At 43.8% G+C, this 20284-nt stretch carries 20 protein-coding genes; 16 read left to right on the top strand and 4 right to left on the bottom strand.

The genetic code is table 11. The features are described 5' to 3' along the window. The first annotated feature begins 88 nt into the window (after window positions 1-88). Window positions 89-2170, top strand: a complete 2082-nt coding sequence (fusA, locus tag ACQEXS_RS04745) for an elongation factor G (protein WP_427009926.1) — start codon at window positions 89-91, stop codon at window positions 2168-2170. 109 nt (window positions 2171-2279) lie between these two features. Here fusA and ACQEXS_RS04740 read toward each other — a convergent pair whose 3' ends face one another. From ACQEXS_RS04740 to ACQEXS_RS04730, 3 genes are all read right to left on the bottom strand, one after another. Beyond that, on the bottom strand, window positions 2280-3194 hold the full coding sequence (locus tag ACQEXS_RS04740) for a LysR substrate-binding domain-containing protein (RefSeq protein ID WP_427009927.1): 915 nt from the start codon (window positions 3192-3194) through the stop codon (window positions 2280-2282). Window positions 3195-3325: 131 nt separating this feature from the next. Next, window positions 3326-5011: an AMP-binding protein gene (locus tag ACQEXS_RS04735; RefSeq protein ID WP_427013004.1), complete on the bottom strand. Its 1686-nt coding sequence runs from the start codon at window positions 5009-5011 to the stop codon at window positions 3326-3328. A 201-nt stretch (window positions 5012-5212) separates the two neighbouring features. Beyond that, complete coding sequence (locus ACQEXS_RS04730; RefSeq protein ID WP_427009929.1) at window positions 5213-5890, bottom strand: helix-turn-helix domain-containing protein; 678 nt, start codon at window positions 5888-5890, stop codon at window positions 5213-5215. A 553-nt stretch (window positions 5891-6443) separates the two neighbouring features. Here ACQEXS_RS04730 and ACQEXS_RS04725 point away from each other — a divergent pair. From ACQEXS_RS04725 to ACQEXS_RS04655, 15 genes are all read left to right on the top strand, one after another. Further along, window positions 6444-6614, top strand: coding sequence for a Flp family type IVb pilin (locus ACQEXS_RS04725; RefSeq protein WP_427009930.1), 171 nt, complete (start codon window positions 6444-6446; stop codon window positions 6612-6614). 74 nt (window positions 6615-6688) lie between these two features. Then, a complete protein-coding gene (locus ACQEXS_RS04720; protein WP_427013003.1) occupies window positions 6689-6844 on the top strand; it encodes a Flp family type IVb pilin in 156 nt (51 codons plus the stop codon). A gap of 48 nt (window positions 6845-6892) precedes the next feature. Continuing rightward, entirely contained in the window at window positions 6893-7411 is a 519-nt protein-coding gene (locus ACQEXS_RS04715; protein ID WP_427013002.1) for an A24 family peptidase, read from the top strand. A gap of 12 nt (window positions 7412-7423) precedes the next feature. After that, window positions 7424-8770, top strand: a complete 1347-nt coding sequence (locus ACQEXS_RS04710; RefSeq protein WP_427013001.1) for an AAA family ATPase — start codon at window positions 7424-7426, stop codon at window positions 8768-8770. Next, entirely contained in the window at window positions 8767-9510 is a 744-nt protein-coding gene (gene cpaB / locus ACQEXS_RS04705; protein WP_427009934.1) for a Flp pilus assembly protein CpaB, read from the top strand. Before ACQEXS_RS04710 ends, cpaB begins: the two co-directional genes overlap by 4 nt. 8 nt (window positions 9511-9518) lie before the next feature. Then, window positions 9519-10988, top strand: coding sequence for a type II and III secretion system protein family protein (locus ACQEXS_RS04700; protein ID WP_427013000.1), 1470 nt, complete (start codon window positions 9519-9521; stop codon window positions 10986-10988). A 10-nt stretch (window positions 10989-10998) separates the two neighbouring features. Further along, window positions 10999-11268, top strand: coding sequence for a hypothetical protein (locus ACQEXS_RS04695; RefSeq protein ID WP_427012999.1), 270 nt, complete (start codon window positions 10999-11001; stop codon window positions 11266-11268). Window positions 11269-11277: 9 nt separating this feature from the next. Beyond that, the gene (locus ACQEXS_RS04690; RefSeq protein WP_427012998.1) at window positions 11278-12501 is read left to right on the top strand and encodes a pilus assembly protein TadG-related protein; all 1224 of its coding nucleotides are present in this window, start codon (window positions 11278-11280) and stop codon (window positions 12499-12501) included. A gap of 1 nt (window position 12502) precedes the next feature. After that, window positions 12503-12937: a TadE/TadG family type IV pilus assembly protein gene (locus tag ACQEXS_RS04685; RefSeq protein WP_427009938.1), complete on the top strand. Its 435-nt coding sequence runs from the start codon at window positions 12503-12505 to the stop codon at window positions 12935-12937. Beyond that, on the top strand, window positions 12934-13413 hold the full coding sequence (locus tag ACQEXS_RS04680; RefSeq protein WP_427012997.1) for a TadE/TadG family type IV pilus assembly protein: 480 nt from the start codon (window positions 12934-12936) through the stop codon (window positions 13411-13413). The genes ACQEXS_RS04685 and ACQEXS_RS04680 overlap by 4 nt, the downstream gene beginning before the upstream one ends. A gap of 10 nt (window positions 13414-13423) precedes the next feature. Beyond that, entirely contained in the window at window positions 13424-14644 is a 1221-nt protein-coding gene (locus ACQEXS_RS04675; protein ID WP_427012996.1) for an AAA family ATPase, read from the top strand. 18 nt (window positions 14645-14662) lie between these two features. Continuing rightward, on the top strand, window positions 14663-16129 hold the full coding sequence (locus tag ACQEXS_RS04670) for a CpaF family protein (RefSeq protein WP_427012995.1): 1467 nt from the start codon (window positions 14663-14665) through the stop codon (window positions 16127-16129). Window positions 16130-16140: 11 nt separating this feature from the next. Further along, window positions 16141-17109: a type II secretion system F family protein gene (locus ACQEXS_RS04665; RefSeq protein WP_427012994.1), complete on the top strand. Its 969-nt coding sequence runs from the start codon at window positions 16141-16143 to the stop codon at window positions 17107-17109. Window position 17110: 1 nt separating this feature from the next. Beyond that, window positions 17111-18055, top strand: coding sequence for a type II secretion system F family protein (locus tag ACQEXS_RS04660; RefSeq protein ID WP_367987173.1), 945 nt, complete (start codon window positions 17111-17113; stop codon window positions 18053-18055). 9 nt (window positions 18056-18064) lie between these two features. Then, complete coding sequence (locus tag ACQEXS_RS04655) at window positions 18065-19069, top strand: tetratricopeptide repeat protein (protein ID WP_367987172.1); 1005 nt, start codon at window positions 18065-18067, stop codon at window positions 19067-19069. A 57-nt stretch (window positions 19070-19126) separates the two neighbouring features. On the opposite strand, the gene chrA is transcribed toward ACQEXS_RS04655, so the two are convergent. Next, window positions 19127-20269 (bottom strand): chromate efflux transporter, encoded by a 1143-nt coding sequence (chrA, locus tag ACQEXS_RS04650; RefSeq protein ID WP_427012993.1) that lies wholly within the window; start codon window positions 20267-20269, stop codon window positions 19127-19129. Window positions 20270-20284: the final 15 nt, after the last annotated feature.

The raw sequence follows: 20284 nt of genomic DNA, 5'->3' as shown, positions 1-20284 counted from the left end.
TTTTATCCAACAGCACGCAAGGGTATCAGTCTTGACAGATTGTGGTATACTCTGCGCGCACTTTATACCTTATTAACAGAGTAAGACAATGACTGATTTATCAAAATACAGAAACATTGGTATTTTTGCTCACGTAGACGCGGGTAAAACTACCTCTACAGAGCGTATCCTTAAGCTAACTGGTAAGATCCACAAGATCGGTGATACTCACGACGGTTCAACTACTACTGACTTCATGGAGCAGGAAGCTGAGCGTGGTATTACTATCCAGTCTGCAGCAACAACTTGTTTCTGGAACGATCACCGTCTAAACATCATCGATACTCCTGGACACGTTGACTTCACAATCGAAGTTTACCGTTCTCTAAAAGTACTTGACGGTGGTATCGGTGTATTCTGTGGTTCTGGTGGTGTTGAACCTCAGTCAGAAACTAACTGGCGTTACGCTGACGAATCCGGCGTATCACGTCTGATTTTCGTTAACAAACTAGACCGTATGGGCGCTGACTTCTACAAAGTTGTAGACCAAGTACAAAACGTTCTAGCAGCGACTCCGCTAGTAATGACTCTACCTATCGGTATCGAAGAAGATTTCGTAGGTGTTGTTGACGTACTAAGCCAAAAAGCTTACGTATGGGATGAGTCTGGTCAGCCAGAGAACTACGAAGTTCAAGACATCCCTGCAGACATGGTAGACAAAGCGGCAGAATACCGTGAAATGCTAATCGAAACTGCAGTTGAGCAAGACGACGACCTAATGATGGCTTACATGGATGGCGAAGAGCCTTCTCTAGAAGACATCAAACGTTGTATCCGTAAAGGTACTCGTGACCTAGCGTTCTTCCCAACTTACTGTGGTTCAGCGTACAAGAACAAAGGTATCCAACTTATTCTTGACGCGGTAGTAGATTACCTACCATCTCCAACAGAAGTTAACCCTCAGCCTCTAACTAATCCAGAGACTGGTGAACCAACAGGTGAAGTTGCAACTGTATCTGCAGACGAGCCACTAAAAGCGCTTGCGTTCAAGATCATGGATGACCGCTTCGGTGCTCTAACGTTCATCCGTGTTTACTCAGGTAAGATGAAGAAGGGTGATACTGTTCTTAACTCTGCTACTGGTAAAACTGAGCGTATCGGCCGTATGGTTGAGATGCACGCAGACGAGCGTAACGAGATCGATTCAGCACAAGCTGGTGACATCATCGCTGTTGTTGGTATGAAGAACGTTCAAACTGGTCACACTCTATGTGATCCTAAGCACGAATGTACTCTAGAACCAATGATCTTCCCAGATCCAGTTATCTCTATTGCTGTTAAGCCTAAAGATAAAGGCGGTTCTGAGAAAATGGGTATCGCGATCGGTAAAATGGTTGCAGAAGATCCATCATTCCAGGTTGAAACTGATGAAGATTCAGGTGAAACAATCCTGAAAGGTATGGGTGAACTTCACCTAGACATCAAAGTAGACATCCTGAAGCGTACTTACGGCGTTGAGCTAGAAGTAGGTGCTCCACAGGTAGCTTACCGTGAAACTATCACTCAACCAGTTGAAGATAGCTACACGCACAAGAAGCAGTCTGGTGGTTCTGGTCAGTTCGGTAAGATCGATTACCGTATCAAGCCAGGTGAAGCAAACTCTGGTTTCACGTTCTCTTCAACAGTTGTTGGTGGTAACGTACCTAAAGAATTCTGGCCTGCAGTAGAGAAAGGCTTTGCGTCAATGATGGAAAACGGTGTTCTAGCTGGCTTCCCAACTCTAGACGTTGAAGTTGAACTATTCGACGGTGGCTTCCACGCAGTTGACTCTTCAGCAATCGCGTTCGAAATCGCTGCGAAAGGCGCATTCCGTCAGTCTATGCCTAAAGCTGGTCCACAACTTCTTGAGCCAATCATGAAAGTTGACGTGTTCACTCCAGAAGATCACGTTGGTGATGTAATCGGTGACCTTAACCGTCGTCGTGGTATGATCAAAGACCAACAAGCTGGTACTACTGGCGTACGTATCAAGGGTGATGTACCTCTATCAGAAATGTTCGGTTACATCGGCTCTCTACGTACAATGACTTCTGGTCGTGGTCAGTTCTCTATGGAGTTCTCTCACTACGCACCATGTCCAGCAAACGTAGCTGAAGAAGTTATTGCTAAAGCTAAAGAAGAGAAAAAATAATTCTCTGATTTAGTTTGCTAGCTTAAAAGCCCCTGAAGTTTACTTCAGGGGCTTTTTTATATTCTGGCGATCTTCTTTAAACGAATTATTTGTTGCAATGTATTCGTATTTATAGCGCTGATTGTGACTCAGAGATTTCTTGGTGTAACCAATTGGCGAAAGTTTGAATACGATTTCTTCGAGGTGATTCTTCATCATAGAAAAGGTTAAACTGAATACCAGGTGTCAACCCGATATTGAATGGTTTGACAAGTAGGCCTCGCTCAACATAGTCATTGGCAAGTGAATCTGACGCAAGACAAGCTCCGTGTCCAGCCATGACTGCATTCATCGCATGATCAAAGGTACTAACGTCCATCCATTGTACTCTCTCTTTATCCATTATAATGCCGGCTTCTGCAAACCAACTCTGCCATGGGTAACCACCGGATTCATAATGTATTAACCAGGATTTAAGTAGCTGTTCTGGTTGCGTTAGGTTAATTGTGTTGGCGAAGTGGGGGGAACAAAATGGGTAAATGCTTTCTTCAAACAAGAACTCTTTATGCAGTTTTTTCTCGTTGTCAGTGTCTAACTCTTCTCCTTGCCAAATTGCGAGATCGGCCGCTCCCTGCCTGAGATTAGGGGCGTCACAGCTGGTAATGATACGAATAGGGATCGCTGGATATTGGGTCGAAAATTTCCAGAGCCGAGGTAGTAACCAACGAGAAGCAAATGAAGGAGTGGAGCTGACACAAAGTAGCCCATCGATGGGTTCATCTTGAATTTGGTTAAGTCCGGTAATGATGTGACTGAAGCCTTGTGATACGTGTTTGAACAGGTTTTTACCTTGTTCCGTTAAGCGCATTTCGCGCCCTTCACGCACAAACAGTTTGCAGCCAAGACCTTCTTCAAGTTGGCGAATTTTCTGGCTGATAGCGGCTTGACTAAGGCAAAGTTCTTCTGCCGCACGACTATAACTGTTGAGCCTTGCTGCGACTTCAAAATAACGTAAGCCATTTAGATGATGCAACCTTGCATCCATGGGTACTTCCTATACTCGATGTTATTGCTTTTATGCATCTTAATCGCTTCAAGTGAAAAAGCCAAAGAAGGGAGTAGGCTCTTCTTTGGCTTAACGTCTTTTCTATTGAGGCTGAAGGATGCGGTTAGCGCTTACTCTTCCCAGACGACTAATTGATCTTTGGGCCAATTGTGTCCGATATCATGATATTTCTGCTCTAATATGTGGCGTTTGATTTTTAATGTCGGTGTCAGAATGCCGTTTTCAATACTCCACGGATCTTTAATCATCAGTACGCCTTTAATCTGCTCATGAGATTCCAATTCAGCGTTCATGCGAGCAATGACTTTGTTGGTGGTTCGTTCATAGCGCTTGCGATCAAAATTGGGAAAATCATGAGGGACGACCAGTAAAATGGGAGCGGGAAGTCCCAATCCAATAAGGCACATCATTTCTACCCGGCTATATTCAAATAGCTTTTTCTCGATAGGGACTGGAGCAACAAATTTCCCTTTAGCTGTTTTAAAGGTGTCTTTTTTACGTCCTTGAATCGTCAGGTAGCCATCAGAATCGATAACACCAATATCACCTGTATGAAGCCAACCCTCTTGATCGAATGATTCTTGAGTGGCGATATCGTTTTTGTAATAGCCCGAGAACAAGCCGTTACTCCGAACCATGATTTCGTCGTCATCTGCTATTTTTAGTTCTATTCCAGGGCCAGCATTACCAACGCTACCAATTTTGTCGGCTCGGAATGGGTAATTCAGTGTGCTGTAAGCGAAAGACTCAGTCATTCCCCAAGCTTCGGTAATATTAAGGCCAACACTGTGGTACCAATCGAGCAAAGCTGGAGAAACTGGAGCTGAACCACAGCCGAGTACGCGAGCTTTGTTTAATCCAAGACCATCAGCTAATTTCTTTTTAATCAAATTATTAATGAATGGGATCTTCAGCAGAATATTCAATTTCTTTTGAGGCAATTTATCTTGAATACGCTGCTGGAATAGGGTCCACAGGCGAGGAACTGAAATAAAGAGTGTCGGCCGCTGCATCTTCACATCTTCAATGAAAGTATCAAGCGATTCTGGAAATGCCGTTTGTACGCCACCCATGATGGATGAACCAAAGATATAAACGCGTTCAGTAATGTGCGCCAAAGGAAGGTAGGAGAACAAGCGATCATTTTTCTCGATGCCAATATGTTGAATCAGCTTATCGACAGACCAACTAAAAGCACCGTAAGTTAGCATTGCTCCTTTTGGTAACCCAGATGTGCCGGAGGTATAAACCAAGGACATTAGCTTATCATCGTAGTGCTCTGGACGTTCTGTGCTAGCTTCTGCTTCTTTGATGAGCTCGCTATATTGATGTTGACACTCTGGAGCACTGTCATAAGGTAAGGCGATGCTAATGAGATCGGGTAGGTTAGCAAGAACTTGGTTTGTTGCCGCTGAGTCATCAAGCTTTCCGCCAATTAAGACCTTACTTTCACTATGTGTTAAGCAGTACTCAATCGTGTCTGCACCTGCCGTTGGGAAAACGGGGACACTGACATAATCTCCCAACATCATAGCAAGGTCGCAAATAAACCACTCTGCACAGTTTTTGGAAATCAAAGCGACTCGATCGCCCGGTTGCACACCTAAGTTACGTAGCACAGTGACGAGGCGTAAAGCTTGGTCTGCAACTTCGGCATAGGTAAATTCAACAAATTGTCGGTTGATAATTTGCTTGAGATAAACCTCGTTTGGGCGTTCCTCGGCCCATTTCAAGATCATTTCATTCGGTGGTGGGAGAGCACAGGTTGGTTTGCTTAACTCGTTAGGTTGAATCATTCTCTAACTCCGTGTTATTGGCAAAATTTATTTTGTAGTAGTTATGTTAAGATCTTGTTAACTCTAGCATGTTGTCTTAATAACTTAAAAGATAATTTGTAAGGAAGTGGAGGAGAGAGCGAATAATGAACTCCTTTGGGAGTAGGTTGGTTGTGTGTATTCGCTCTTAACATATTGAAATGATATGTGAGATTTATGGTGTTAATGCAATTGGCGATAGATGGCTGGTGTTAAGCCTGTCTTTTTCTTAAATATGCGGGAAAAATAGGAAACGTCTTTGTATCCACATTGAAAGGCAATAAAAGCAATTTTTGTTTTTCGATCTTCAACGAGCAGCTGTTTTGCTAAAGAAATTCTTTTACTAATGAGATAGTCTCGAAAACTCATCCCCACTGATTTGTGAAATAGTTTGGAAAAATAAGTAACAGAATAATGGCAGTAGTCAGCAATATCTTCTTCTCTTATTGTTTTTTCTAAGTTTTGTTCTATATATCTCAAAATTTCAATGATGTCTTTATTGATTGAGTGTTGCTCGAAGAGAGACTTATCTTTATGTATATCAATAATATTTTTTGAGTTTTTAAAATGGAAATAAACGTCTCGGCTCATATTTTCTATCCAATCGTTATACTTACCATTTTCAATATCAAAGTGGTTATAAACAACTTCCAGATCGAGGATTTCTTTAGCAATTTGGCCTTTATGAATAACAATGAGTTTTTTATTTAGGTTCTGACATATCTTGACCGCAGTAATCAGCAGAGGGTGGTTAGTGTGCGGCTCAAAAAAGAAAAAACAAAACTGAGTGTCCGCTTCACTTAACACTGAAACATCATGACCATTTTCTACAATGTGGAAGTACTTTTCGATTTGAAACATCATGTCTCTTGGGACAAATGAAATGGACTTTCCTATCCAATATCCCTTGTGCAGTACATTCATTCTTTTTTTACATTCCATTGTTCTGATTAAAAGGGCTAATGCTTAAAGACTAGAACATGGAGTTTTGACTGCAAATACGAATACTGATTGCGGTTTAGTTTTGTCGTTAATTCGACCCCAGTTTAGGGATAGAAAAGCACTTACGTGATATTAATCACATGTACTGTTCCGTATAAATATGTCAAGTTTCATTAATGAGACTTTTGTTTGATTTATTTGAGCGAAGGCGTGGTGAATTATATTTTGTACTTTTATCTCTATTAATCAGTTTGTTAGGGTTTATTGGTGCAAGCGGGTTCTTATAAGGTTGGATGTGAGTTAATTAACAGTATTATCATTAAATAATTCTAATTAGATTAAAAACTCCATAATTTGATGGCAAGAAAGTGCCAAATATTGGCAATAAAATCCTAACAATTAAGTTAATAAGTCTCTAAATTAATAGTTAAGCAATGACGCTGCATTGCATTATCTGGAAGGAGACCAAGAGATGGATAATTTAGTAAAAAACGTGAAAGCTTTCATGCAGGACGAAGAAGGGTTGACCGTTGTTGAGTACGTTGTCGGTGCAGGGCTACTGGTGGCAGCATTAGCTGCTGTATTTAGCCAGTGGGGAGCGACTATTTCTGCAGAGCTTGCTACCGTTTTTTCGACTAGTTAATAAACGTTCAAATAAAGAATCCCATGCAAAAGTTCTATACTTGCATGGGATTGTTTTATTTTAGGGCTAGCAGAATGATGGTTTTAATTCACCAATTCTTCAGCGATGAAGAAGGTTTAAGTGTTGTTGAATATGTCATTAGTGCAGCGTTACTAGTAGTGATATTAGCTGGTGTCTTTTCTGCTTGGCAAGATACGTTAATTCAGGAGTTTAGCGCCCTGTTTAATTAATTTATGCACTAGACTTTAAGTTCAATAGTTCACGAAAAGGGACGGTGCATGAGCTTTGCCTATGGCGGATGGTTGATCTTAATTTTAATTGCGGTGTTTGATGCTAGAGAGCATCGTATTCCTAATTTACTTGTCGCTACGTTGATTATTTTCTGCTTGTTTCAGCAATGGGTTATGACCCATGAACTTTATTCTGTTTTTATTACGCTCGGCTGTGGGATCACGTTATTTGTATTGGGACTAATCCTCTATTTTGCTCGGATTATGGCTCCCGGCGATGTGAAATTACTCGCGGGAATTGGGTGTTTCCTTGGGTGGGAACAACTACAGCCAGGCTTATATTGGATTGCCATTGCAAGCATTGTTGTTGGTTTGTTTTATGCAAGTCTTCACCTAGCGATGCAACCAGAGTCATTACGCCAACTCCTCGGCCGCTATCAAACTTACCTCCACTTAAACAAAAGTGCTATTCGAGCTCCGCAAGTATCGAGATCTTCTTCTAAACTTAGAATGCCGTTCGCTCCAATTGTCGTAATCGGACTGGCTCTGAATAACTATTTGGGATGACAAGGAGTCACCATGGCTATTACTTCGAGGGAAAGCCATCATCGATGCAAGTTAATACCACAGGCTGACGCTCCTAAAGTACCGACGTCATTCGACGATCTGCTGGTGCCTAAAGTTGTGTTAGAAAACTTGCTAATCAAGCAACTAGCCGCCTATCCAAAGTCAGACATTTTGGAGTTGACCCGTTTAATGGCTATCAATAGCCATATGATTGAAGATCTTATTGCTAATCTAAGAAAAAAATCCCTTGTTGAAGTTTTTCAAGCCGAGTCATCGGGTTTTAATACCCAAAGTAGTGGCCATGTGCGTTACGGTTTGTCTGAAACAGGGATGACAGAAGCAGATATCGCCTTTGCGAAAGATGCTTATTTAGGCCCGGCACCAGTCTCGCTCAAGCAATATGATGCCATGGTTAAAGCTCAGGATGTGCGAGCAAAAGTCGTTACCAAAGACGATGTCACTTCGGCTTTAAGTGAAGTGTATGGTGCTGAGCGCATGATTTCTGTCTTGGGGCCAGCGATTAATTCTGGCAGAGCCTTGCTGCTTTATGGCGACGCAGGAACAGGGAAAACCTTCGTTGCAACACGAATTCTTGATTCCCTTAATACTTCAGTCTATATCCCGTATGCAGTCTATGCGGCGGGAAATATCATTAAGGTTTTTTCCCCCCAACACCATAAAAAAGTTGTGACGGATGATGAGCGGAGTCTGCTGTATAAAGAACAGTTTGACCGCCGTTGGGCATTATGTGAAAGGCCCAGTATCCAGGTCGGTGGTGAGCTGACAATGGATATGCTCGAGGTGAATCATACGGAGCATAACCGCGTCTGGATGGCACCACTGCAAATGATGGCCAATAACGGTATTTTCATTATTGATGACCTTGGACGCCAACCCATGCCTGTCGCGACGTTACTTAACCGTTGGATAGTGCCAATGGAGTATTTCTTTGACCATTTATCTCTCCCTAATGGCCAGCAAATCACTATTCCCTTTATCTTAACGCTCGCTTTTTCAACGAACTTAGATCCGGAAAAGATCAGTGATCCAGCCTTTCTTAGACGGCTTGGTTACAAGATCCAGTTCTATCCATTAAAAGAACATGAATATAAGGCGCTGTGGGAAAAACTTGCTCAGGGCCGTGAACTAAATCTAGAACACTCGACATTCGAACAATTATTTGACTTACACCGTCAGCACAATGTTGGTTTTTATCCTTGTTTGCCTAAAGACATTGTTGGGATCAGTCGTGACATCATTGCATTTGAAGAAGTTCCTCCGATGATCACGCCAGACATTTTAAGTAGAGCATGGGAAGTCTATTTTACTGCTGATGGTAAAGGAGGAGGCGCCCGATGAGCAGAAACCAAGTCATATTACTCTTCTTATTGTCCATTATTTTTGGCTTAGGGGCGGTATTTTTTGCCAAACAATGGATGGATCGGCAAATGCAACCCCAGACGGAAGTAGAAGTGGTTGAACGAGAGCCTGTTGTAGTTGCGGTACAGGAAATTACCGCGGGAAGTGTGATTGAAGAGCAGCACTTAACCACCAAATTACTCGAAGTAGATTGGCGAAGTGAAGAGCAGTTTAGCAATGTTGATGAATTATTGGGGCAAGTAGTGGCTACGACCATATTTGCTGGTGAGATAGTCACATTGCCACGTTTATCGACACCAGGAGAAGGTTCTACATTGGCGGCTCTTATCCCCGAAAATAAACGCGCGGTGACTATACGAGTTAATGATGTGATTGGGGTCGCGGGCTTTTTGTTACCGGGCAATCGTGTGGATGTGCTGAACACGATTAAATACAGCGATACGTCAGCGAATACGATCACTGTTTTGAAAGACATTAAGGTCCTTGCTGTTGATCAAACGGCAAAAACAAAAGAGAACAAGCCAGTTATTGTTCGAGCGGTCACGCTCGAAGTTTCTCCCAAGCAAGCTGAACGATTATTAACGGCGAGAAGTCGAGGTGAAATTCAGCTTACGTTACGTAATCCATATGAAGAAGAAAAAGTGGTTAAGCGGTACGTGGCACCTAGTGTGACCATTATAAAAGGTACCCAGTCTTCTAACATCAAAGTCAAGGACTGAGGTGAGCTATGACAAGAATAATCACCCTTATTACGTTGTTTCTATTTTCTGTTTTTTATGTTCATGCAGCGACTCAAACCGGGCAAGTGGTTACGGTGCCACACCATAAATCGACCCATGTGACCCTTTCAGCCAAAGCAAAGCGGGTTTCATTGGGCGATCCGGAAGTCCTCGATATTGTGATGCTTAAATCCAACGAACTTTTTCTGATTGGTAAAAAGCTAGGCTCGACGAACTTGATGGCATGGAATAGCCGAGGTGAATTAATTGAATCGATCAATATTCAGGTAACTCATGATCTTAATAGCTTAAAAGCCAAGTTGTATGAGTTTTTGCCAGATGAGTCTATTCAAGTTCATAGCGCGCAAAATCGATTGATCCTCAGTGGGCAAGTCAGTAGTCAGGCCAATATGACCAAAGCGCTTCGCGTTGCTGAAACTTATGCATCAGGCCAAACGGCAGATGCAACCAAAGAGTCGCTCAGTGTGCAAGTAGAGCAAACTGGCGTGATAAACCTGATGACCATCGGTGGTGCTCAACAAGTGATGTTGGAAGTCACCGTTGCAGAGGTTCAGCGCAGCTTAGTTCGTCGATTTGATGCGAACTTTCACTTCTTTGAGCTCAATGGGAAATTCTCGTGGGGAGGAACATCTGCGGGGGGCATTATCGATGATGTTGACGGTATTGTTGCGCCGATTTTCAATGCGCCTGCCATTGAAGGTACTGGCTTATTAGGCACCTTCATTGACAGTGACACCTTGTTCACATTTGCTCTCGATATCGCGAAACAAAATGGTTCTGCCAAAGTACTGGCAGAGCCTAATTTGACCGCATTAAGTGGCTCTAAAGCGGAGTTTTTGGCCGGGGGAGAATTTCCGATTCCTGTGCCAGATCGGGATGGTATTTCCATTGAATACAAAGAATACGGTGTCGGCCTTAAATTCATTCCGACCATATTGAGTGATAAGAAAATTAACCTCAATTTGGCTGTTGATGTCAGCGAAATTGCTAACACTACGTCATTGACACTAAACCCGGGTAATACCAATGGGACGTATATTATTCCTCCTATTACACGCCGTAGCGCTTCTTCCACATTGGAATTAGCAGACGGTCAAACCATTGGAATTGCTGGGCTACTAAGTGAAAACGTTCGTGACGTCGTGAGCGAGATGCCCGGCTTCAGTGATATTCCAGTATTAGGACAGTTGTTTAACAGCCAAGAGTTTGTTTCTGGTGAGACTGAATTAGTCATACTGGTGACCCCTCGTTTAGCTCGTCCGATTGATCGCAGTCGCGTAACGCTACCCACCGATGCTTATGTTGAACCCACTGACGTGGAGTATTACTTATTGGGTCGAGGCTCGAGAATAATAAGTGATGATTCCATGAACAAACCCGTTTCTAAAGCAGAGCCGGGCGCATTTATCGAGCACTCAAAAGGCGGCACTGAAGGTTCATTCGGGCACAGCTTATAGGAGAAAGAACATGAAAACGATCATCATTCTATACAGTGCTTTGCTTGGGGCTTTGTTACTCGCTGGGTGCGCCAATCAAGAAGGCCTTGGGGCTCATGTTGCTAAGTTACGTGCAGAGCAAACATACAATCCAAATGCGAGCAAAGAGAATTTGGAAATCATTCCATCAGGCAGTGGTGAAAGAATGGAAGGGGCTTATCAAGTCTACACTGGCCAACAAAGTGAAGACTTGAAAGGTACAGAAAGTCAATTCTTAGAAGGATTCACAGGCAGTCCTTAAGGAATCACTATGACGCTGGCAACACGAAACGGTCCTCCCGCGAAAAAGCAGCGGGGGTTGGTCTTGGTTATGGTTACCGCCGCTATGATAGCTCTACTCGGCATAGCGGCGTTGGCTATTGATGTAAACCATGCTTTGCTCAATAAAACGCGACTGCAAAATGGTGCGGATGCAGCAGCATTAGCTGCCGCGATTGTGCTCGATAATGGAGGCTCTACCGACGATGCGACGGCAGCGGCCAACTCCGCATTATCAAACCTTGCCACTGCAACAGGAAATGCGGAGATGGACTTTTCTTCTGCCAACTTTGCTGTTCAATATTCTAATGATCCACAGATCTTTCCCTATTCAGGGTACAGCTCAGCAGAAGACACCTACGTTCGTGTGGCAATCAGTGGTTACCCATTGGAAGACTTTTTTGCTGGCGTATTTGGTTTTACTAAAGATATCGGGGCAACAGCGGTAGCTGGTCCGAGCCCTTCGATCCAAATCCTTGCTAACGTGGTGCCGATTGCTATTTGTGAAGGGGAAGATCCTGGCTCCAGTGGTTATAACCAAGGGCAAGTTTACGCCTTAAAACTTGCAGACCAAAATCAATCTGAGATGGGGCCTGGTAACTATCAATTGCTGGACTTTGGCTCTGGTGCAGACACGGTTCGCGAAGCGTTAGCTGGCGGTTACGAGGGAACCATTGATATCACGGAGCCTGTGATAACCAAACCGGGCAGTACCATTGGACCTGTAGGGCAAGGGCTAAATACCCGTTTTGGCGTGTATTCGGGTGGTGGAGTTAACGCGGTGGATTATCCCCCTGATGAGTACGTAAAAGAGCCTGCCGTCAAAGCCTCATTAGATCAAAATGGTAACTTAACCTATAACGATAATACTGGAGCTGATGGGGCATGGAGCTACGATGATTATCTTGCTGCATTGCCATGTGCTGAAGGCAGCACAGCCTGTGAAAGCAATGGGCAACCTAACCGACGTATTTTACCTGTTCCTATTGTGGATTGTTCTGGAGCAACAGGTGGGACCAGTAGCTATAATATTACCGCAATAGGGTGCTTTTTCATGTTACAAAAAGCCCCAACCAGCGCCTCAGGAAAAGAGGCGGTATTTGGAGAGTTTATTGAAGATTGTACAGTGACCGGGGGAACTCCAGGTGACAATTCAGACACCGATGGGCCATACCGAATTGTGCTTTATAAAGATCCGCTGAGTGAGGAGTCTTAATATGATTTCCTATCAACGTAAAGAGCATGGTGTAGCGGCAGTGGAGTTTTTAATTACCATTCCCGTTTTGATGGTGATTTTAGTGGGGATCACCGAGCTGGGTAATGCGCTTATCCGTTACAACTCGATAAATAAGTTGGTGCAAAACGGTGTCCGATACGCAACTTCTGATATTACGGGTACCGCTACGTATGATGCTATCGCATTGCCAAGTGAGATCAAAAATATGGTGGTGTATGGCAAGCCAACTGCGAGCACAGGGGATACACCTTTACTGAGTGGTTTAACAACTGCGGACGTTTTTGTTGTCCATGATGCAGGTTATGTCACCATTACGGTCAATCACACATACACCCCTCTACTCAATATCATTCCTGATAGTGTGAATTTTAACGTTCCGTTGAATGCCTCTGCAGTCATGAGGACTGCGCCATGAGAAAGCAGCATGGATTGAGCATAGTGGAATTTACTCTTGTATCGACAGCTTTGCTGATTGTAATTTTCGGCATGATAGAGGTGGGACGCTATGTCTATTCGTTGCAGTTGATCAATGAAATGACCCGAGTCAGCGCAAGGCTTGCAGCCGTTTGTCGAGTTGAAGATAGAGATGATATTCCAGCCTTAGTTGTGGGAACAAATGCACCGGATGGTTTCACCGCAGATAACTTACAGATTGATTACTTAGATGAAAATGGTGGTGAGATCGATCTGACAACTGCTGATGCCTTTTCTAGAATTAGATATGTAAGAGCCAAAGTTATTGATTTTAATTACCAGTTTGTCGGCCTACTTGGCTTATTTGATTCAATCGGTGTTTTGACGGTTCCAGATTATGAAGCCATTCGACCGAGAGAGAATTTAGGGTTTCATCGAGGGACGGATGATAACCCTACTGGGGAAACGGATTGCTAGGAGAGTGTGAATGGGAGAGGCGGTGAAGTTGACGCGAAATGATGAGAATCGCTTGCGGTTAAAAACCAACCTCAGCATTTGGGTATTTTATTCAAGTGACCGCTTTCACATGCACATTAGCCATGAACTTGGTAAATGCAAGAGCATTAACTTTGAGGCCATCTCTTTTCATAGTTTGGTGGTGTCGAATTTAGCTCAATTTTCACCACCTGATCTGATTTTTGTCGAAACGGGCCCCAATTGGGCGCAAAAGATCGTCGAACTGCAAACCTATGAAGGGCCTACTGCTTCTGAAGGACATGAAGCGTCGCTGATTGTATTCGGCAATGAAAATGACAATGGCGCATTAAAAATTGCATTACGTATTGGTGCGGCGGACTTTATCTCCGATAAAGCGGCGTTCGAAGAACTGATTCCGATGCTCAAAAACGTGGCGGAAGAGAAGGTCGCCAGTCGCCATTTGGGTGAGTTGTTGGTCTTTGTGAATAGCAAAGGTGGGGCTGGTGCTTCAATGTTGGCGCTTAACTCTGCAATGGAAATCGCCAAAGCGTATCCAGAGCAAGTGTTGTTATTAGACCTCGACCTGCAATTTGGGGTGATTGATGACTACCTAAATGTTTCTTCCCCTTACAGCTTGGCGGATGCTATTGCCCACGTGAATGACCTTGATGAAAGTTCCCTCGGTGGCTACGTGACCAAGCACCCGAGTGGTTTACATATGTTGAGCTTTAAGCACGAGAATGGGCATGAAAATTACGAAAAAGCGCATAATCTAAATAAGCTTCTACCGCTTTTACGTGAGTTTTACCCTTATGTTGTTGTTGATATGTCTCGAGGGGTTGATCAGCTGTTTGCCTCGGTGTTAGCTCCTGCCAGCAAGATATATTTAGTCACGCAACAAAACCTTGTTGCTGTTAAAAATACGACTCGTATTGCCAAGATGCTCTCGTTTGAATTTGGGATCCAGAAAGAGCAACTTGAGGTGATCGTTAATCGTTATGAAAAACGTCAGTCAATAAAAGTGAAAGACATTCAAGAAACCATCACAGGGGTTCAGGTTCATATCATTCCCAATGATTTTAAGGTTGCCATAGAAAGTGCCAACTTAGGGCGACCCTTTATCGAAGCCAAGAAAAACTGTTCATTATCCAAAGCCGTCAGACAGTTTGCACAAACAATCATTCCACAACAAGAAACTAAACAGAGTTGGTTTAAACGTCTGTTTTCCTGAATTAAATAGGGGAGTTATATGTTTTTCAAGCGAAAAAACATTAACCCTGAGTTACAGGAAAAAATAGCCGCCGCAGAGAAACAAGAGCTCGAAGTACTGCAAACAGAGGCTACTTTTGAAGTTGGTGAAGATACACAACCCGAAGCATCTCAGGACAAAAAAAAGCAGGAAGCAAAAGCGAAAGAGCAAGCGATTGACGAAACGCTTAGACAGTTAGAACAAGAGCAAGAAGTGAAGCATTACTATCACCAATTGTTATTGGAAACGCTGGATTTAGGGTTGTTATCAAGTTTAGAGAAGGACAGAGCGAAAAAAGATCTGCATGACTCAATCGTGCAGTTGATGGCCGAAGATCAATCTCATGCACTCAGCGCAGAAGCTCGCAAACGTATCATTCAACAGATTGAAGATGAAGTGTTTGGTCTTGGGCCTTTGGAACCGCTTCTAAATGACTCCACGGTGTCGGACATATTGGTGAATGGCCCGAAGAGTGTCTTTGTCGAGCGTCGCGGTAAGCTAGAAAGAACACCATACACTTTTTTAGATGACCGCCATCTTCGTAACATCATTGATCGGATTGTAAGCCAAGTTGGGCGACGTATTGATGAAGCATCTCCCATGGTGGATGCTCGACTCGTTGATGGTTCGCGGGTTAATGCCATTATTCCGCCTCTTGCTCTCGATGGCGCATCCGTTTCAATTCGTCGCTTTGCGGTGGATAAGCTCACGATGGACAATTTGCTCAATTACAACTCCTTGTCAGAGCAGATGGCTAAGTTTGTTGAAGCGGCAGTTCAAGGGGAAATGAACATCTTGATCGCTGGTGGTACCGGTTCTGGAAAAACCACAACCTTGAATATTTTCTCCGGTTTTATTCCCAGTGACGATCGCATCATTACCATTGAAGACTCAGCAGAACTACAGTTGCAACAACCCCATGTGGTTCGGTTAGAGACCCGTCCGGCGAATTTGGAAGGCAAAGGTGAAATTACTCAGCGGGATTTAGTGAAAAACTCATTGCGGATGCGACCTGATCGTATTGTGCTTGGTGAGGTACGTGGTGCAGAAGCGGTTGATATGTTGGCAGCAATGAATACCGGTCATGATGGTTCATTGGCTACAATACACGCCAACACCCCTCGTGATGCCTTAAGTCGGGTTGAAAATATGTTTGCGATGGCCGGTTGGAATATCTCGACAAAAAACTTAAGGGCACAAATTGCCTCGGCAATACACCTTGTTGTTCAGATGGAGCGTCAGGAAGACGGTAAGCGTCGCATGGTGAGTATCTCAGAGATCAATGGCATGGAAGGAGAGATCATCACTATGTCGGAAATCTTCAAGTTCCAACGGCAAGGAATGGATGCAGAAGGGAATGTTATTGGCTACTACACTGCAACAGGGGTAGTGCCTGCGTGCCACGACCAATTGTCAAAACGTGGTTTGCATTTGCCATTTGAAATCTTTAACGAGACTTATCAATAAGGAGGAATGCCATGCAACAAGATGCCACCTTCTTTTTCGTGTTGTTGTTTTTTGCAGTGATGTTTATCTCTCAAGCGCTCATTCTTCCAGCCGCGGGCAGTAAAGCAAAGCATAAGGAGCTTTCAAAACGGCTTAAAGACACCCAAGCCAATTTGGATGAAGAGACTCGTTCGTTATTGCAAGAGCACTATCTGAAAAGCCTAACGCCACTCGATCGCAAACTGGTTTCAATTTCGGTGTTCTCTTCGTTGAAGAAGACTATTGAGCTATCAGGCTACGATTGGAGCTTGACGCGTACGCTATGCATCACCTCGTTGATCTCCAGTAGCTTAGCGTTGATTGCTGTTCTATTACGCCAACCATTTTATGTTCCACTCGCCCTGTTTGGCGGGGTATGGGTGATCTTAAAGATGGTGCTGCAACAAAAGATCAGTAATCGTCTCTCTACGTTTGAAGAGCAGTTACCTGACGCGTTGGACATTATGCGCCGAATGCTTCAAGCGGGTCAGCCCATCACACAGGCATTTAATGAGGTTGGAAACGAAATGCCTGATCCGATTGGGAGTGAATTCAAAAATACCTTTAACTTACTCAATTATGGCTATGACATGCGCCTAGCGATAATGCAAATGGCAGAGCGCTCGCCCACCGTGTCCATGTTGGCATTTTCAAGTGCTGTATTACTGCAAAAAGAGACCGGCGGGAACTTATCGGAAAACCTAGAAAAAGTGTCTCATGTTTTGCGGGCTCGTTTTAAGTTAGCTCGAAAAATCAAAACGATATCGGCAGAAAGCCGTTTATCCGCTTGGATTTTGGTGTTGTCGCCTTTTGTATTGTTCGTTGGTATGGCGGTACTTCATCCCGACTATGTTCGGCCGTTATGGGAAGATCCGCGAGGGATGAAGTTGGTGACTGGCGGCATCATTAGCCTGTTTATTGGTTCAATTTGGATCCGCAATATCATCAATTTCGAGGTGTAGCATGGAAGAGATCTTAGCGGTATTGGAAAGCTATCAAATTGATGAAGAGATGCTGTTTCTTGGGCTGATTTTAATTTCGACTGTTTTGATGGTTGTCACCGTCACATTAGTAGTGGTAGGCGGGCGCTCACCCATTAAAGACAAATTAGAACAAATACGCCAAGACAGTGGTGCCGAAAAACTAAAGAAAAACCGTCGCTTAGATAATACCTTGGAATCATTGGCACCGATTATGGCGCCTAAAAGTAACAAGGAACGGGAGTCGGTGCGTCATCAACTTATGCATGCGGGCTATCATGACGCCAATTCACTGACATTTTTCTATGCCCTTAAAGGCATGTCTTTAGCCATGGGGTTGTCTATTGCAGGGATGATGTACTTCTTCCAACCGGATATGAGTAATCTGAATTTGATGATGGTGATCAGTGTTGGTGTTGGCCTGTACTTGCCGAATATTGGCTTAAAACAATTGGTGAATAAACGTCAGTCTAAAATTCGTGGAGGAGTACCGGATGCGCTTGATTTACTAGTTGTGTGTACAGAATCAGGCTTGGGTTTTAATGCCGCACTGAGACGCGTTGCTGATGAGTTGATGATCTCTCATCCTGATTTTGCGGACGAGTTGGACACGGTATGCGCCAAAATAAAAGCGGGTATTGAAATGTCGGATGCGTTTGAAGATCTGGTGGATCGCACTGGATTGACGGAGATCACCGGACTTGTCAATATGCTCGCGCACGCCTCACGGATTGGTGGCAGTTTGGCGCAGACATTACGGGAATATACCGAAGATTTTCGTGACAAACGCAATCAAGAAGTGGAAGAGATTGCAGCAAAGATCCCCACTAAAATGATCTTCCCATTGCTTTTATTTATTTGGCCCTGTTTCTTTATTGTTGCGATCGGGCCATCAATGCTGTCTCTTTCTGCCAGCCTTGGAAAATAAGGATTCACTATGAAAGGACTTCCGTTTGCTCTACTGACTTCATGCTTGCTATTAACGGCTTGCGCCGCAAAGGATGAAGGGCCAGATATTGATACCTCGCTTTATACGGGTAAGCCAATTGATACATTAACTAGCGATGCACCACCATTGAATGAAAAAGAAGCGATTCAACGTGCTGACATCGCACTGAATAACAACAACTTTGATTTGGCTTTGTATGAATACATCCGCTCATTAACCTTCGCTAACGCCAAAATGAAGGATCGCTCACTCTACAATATCGGCCGGATCCATCAGGCGAGAGGGAATTTTCCCTTGGCGGAAAAAGCTTATTTGATGGCGATTGAAGAGAACCCGAATAACGTTCAAGTATTGGAACAGCTTGGTAGCTTGTACACTAAAAGTGGTGATGTGAGCCAAGGAGCAACCTATTTTTATAGAGCGTTGAACGCCGATCAGTTGCGCTTAGGCAGCAATGTGACGGTTAATAAGCATAACCTGATCGAAAGCCAGAAAGTAAACACATTGGAAATTGATAACGCTTCACCGCAAGTCGCTTATATTGGTTTAGGCGTATTAGAAGATGTGAAAGCGAATCATGAATTGGCTCAAGCATTTTATAATCAAGCACTTAAAATTAATCCACATTCACAAAAAGCATTGATCAATGTGGGTTATTCCTACTACATGTCTGGAGATTATCAGCTTGCTCAGCGGTTCACATTGTCTGCTTTAGAAAAAGACACCGATAACGAAAAAGCACTCAACAATCTGGCGCTGATTTATTTAGGGAAAGGGGAAGTTAAGCGAGCGTTGAACGTATTCCAAAAACAGATGGATGTACCAGAGGCGTTAAACAACGTAGGGTATTTTCTAATGCTGCAAGGGCAACCAGAGAAGGCAATTCCTTATTTAAAACAAGCGATTGATAAAAAGCCTACTTATTATCGTGTTGCGAATGAAAACTTAGAGCGCGCATTGGCAATGGTTCGTGAAGAGCAGAGTGAGCCGTAAATTTAAAGGGTTAGATGTAATAAGGGAGAGCCGTCGCTCTCCCTTGTTTTTTTGAGTTTAGAACATACCGCGAATAGCGCCGGAAGTAACAAAGAAAGCGACCATCCAAACAATCGGTAGTTTCAGTTGTTTGAGCAAATAGAAACCGACCAGTACCAGAGAAATGTCAATGACATTGAGTACGGCACTTGTAAAAACGGGTTGGTACAAAGCGGCGAGCAATAAACCAACAACGGCAGCGTTCACACCATTTATGGCCCCCGAAACCTGACGGTTTTGAGCAAGTGCTTGCCAGTTTTTGAGGACGCCAAGCAGCAATAGAAAACCTGGAAGGAATACACCGGCGGTTGCAATCAATGCTCCTGTAATCGGGGCTTCTGGCATCATTTCATAACCAATATATGTGGCAAAAGTAAACATTGGGCCCGGAACGGCCTGAGCAGCGGCATAACCGGTGAGGAAGCCATCTTGCGTTAACTGATCACCAACAATGTTTTGCAACAGTGGAAGAACAACATGACCACCGCCAAAGACTAAGCTACCAGCTTGAAAGAAATCACTGAACAGTTGTAGCGGTTTTACGTGCAAACTCACCAGAGGTAACAGGACAAGTAGAGCGCCGAATAGCATCAGAGGGGCCATCGAAGGTTTAAATCGAGAGTGATGACTGATTTCTGCTTTAGGAAGGTATTTGATGCCAATTAACGCAGCTCCAAGTAGCACCAGTATTTGCGTTAATATGCTTGGCATAACGAGCAATGCAATGGCTGTGAAGACACAAAGCCCTGTCGATAGTTTGCTTTGGCAAAAGTTTTTATACATCCCCCAAGTAGCATCTGCGACCACAACAACCGCCAGTAATTTCAATCCATGAACGACGCTTTGGAATAAGGCCGTCTCTGTGAGCTGACTGCTTAACGCTGCTAGCGCCAACATGATCAAAACAGATGGCAAGGTGAACCCTAAAAAGGCCATGCAAGCGCCTGAAAGACCACCGCGTTTATATCCTAGTGCAAACCCTACCTGACTGGAGCCTGGCCCGGGTAAGAACTGGCTGAGCGCAACAATTTGCGCGTAATCTTTATCATCTAGCCACTTAAGCTTTTCTACAAATGTATTTCGGAAGTAGCCAATATGTGCCGCTGGGCCACCAAAGCTTATCCAGCCGAGCCAAAAAAAGGTTTTGAAAATCGAAAACATGAGGATCACTCACTT

The sequence above is a fragment of the Vibrio sp. TRT 17S01 genome, assembly GCF_050113695.1.
Lineage (GTDB): Bacteria > Pseudomonadota > Gammaproteobacteria > Enterobacterales > Vibrionaceae > Vibrio.
This window is presented reverse-complemented; position numbering and strand designations above follow the sequence as displayed.

Excerpts from the sequence above, each read along its gene's own strand:
- ACQEXS_RS04710 (WP_427013001.1), top strand. The coding sequence starts at position 7,424 with ATGGCTATTACTTCGAGGGAAAGCCATCATCGATGCAAGTTAATACCA.
- cpaB (WP_427009934.1), top strand. The coding sequence starts at position 8,767 with ATGAGCAGAAACCAAGTCATATTACTCTTCTTATTGTCCATTATTTTT.
- ACQEXS_RS04660 (WP_367987173.1), top strand. The coding sequence starts at position 17,111 with ATGGAAGAGATCTTAGCGGTATTGGAAAGCTATCAAATTGATGAAGAG.
- ACQEXS_RS04685 (WP_427009938.1), top strand. The coding sequence starts at position 12,503 with ATGATTTCCTATCAACGTAAAGAGCATGGTGTAGCGGCAGTGGAGTTT.
- ACQEXS_RS04720 (WP_427013003.1), top strand. The coding sequence starts at position 6,689 with ATGATGGTTTTAATTCACCAATTCTTCAGCGATGAAGAAGGTTTAAGT.
- ACQEXS_RS04680 (WP_427012997.1), top strand. The coding sequence starts at position 12,934 with ATGAGAAAGCAGCATGGATTGAGCATAGTGGAATTTACTCTTGTATCG.
- ACQEXS_RS04665 (WP_427012994.1), top strand. The coding sequence starts at position 16,141 with ATGCAACAAGATGCCACCTTCTTTTTCGTGTTGTTGTTTTTTGCAGTG.
- ACQEXS_RS04740 (WP_427009927.1), bottom strand. The coding sequence starts at position 3,194 with ATGGATGCAAGGTTGCATCATCTAAATGGCTTACGTTATTTTGAAGTC.
- ACQEXS_RS04695 (WP_427012999.1), top strand. The coding sequence starts at position 10,999 with ATGAAAACGATCATCATTCTATACAGTGCTTTGCTTGGGGCTTTGTTA.
- ACQEXS_RS04700 (WP_427013000.1), top strand. The coding sequence starts at position 9,519 with ATGACAAGAATAATCACCCTTATTACGTTGTTTCTATTTTCTGTTTTT.
- ACQEXS_RS04735 (WP_427013004.1), bottom strand. The coding sequence starts at position 5,011 with ATGATTCAACCTAACGAGTTAAGCAAACCAACCTGTGCTCTCCCACCA.
- ACQEXS_RS04715 (WP_427013002.1), top strand. The coding sequence starts at position 6,893 with ATGAGCTTTGCCTATGGCGGATGGTTGATCTTAATTTTAATTGCGGTG.
- ACQEXS_RS04670 (WP_427012995.1), top strand. The coding sequence starts at position 14,663 with ATGTTTTTCAAGCGAAAAAACATTAACCCTGAGTTACAGGAAAAAATA.
- fusA (WP_427009926.1), top strand. The coding sequence starts at position 89 with ATGACTGATTTATCAAAATACAGAAACATTGGTATTTTTGCTCACGTA.
- ACQEXS_RS04655 (WP_367987172.1), top strand. The coding sequence starts at position 18,065 with ATGAAAGGACTTCCGTTTGCTCTACTGACTTCATGCTTGCTATTAACG.
- ACQEXS_RS04725 (WP_427009930.1), top strand. The coding sequence starts at position 6,444 with ATGGATAATTTAGTAAAAAACGTGAAAGCTTTCATGCAGGACGAAGAA.
- chrA (WP_427012993.1), bottom strand. The coding sequence starts at position 20,269 with ATGTTTTCGATTTTCAAAACCTTTTTTTGGCTCGGCTGGATAAGCTTT.
- ACQEXS_RS04690 (WP_427012998.1), top strand. The coding sequence starts at position 11,278 with ATGACGCTGGCAACACGAAACGGTCCTCCCGCGAAAAAGCAGCGGGGG.
- ACQEXS_RS04675 (WP_427012996.1), top strand. The coding sequence starts at position 13,424 with ATGGGAGAGGCGGTGAAGTTGACGCGAAATGATGAGAATCGCTTGCGG.
- ACQEXS_RS04730 (WP_427009929.1), bottom strand. The coding sequence starts at position 5,890 with ATGTTTCAAATCGAAAAGTACTTCCACATTGTAGAAAATGGTCATGAT.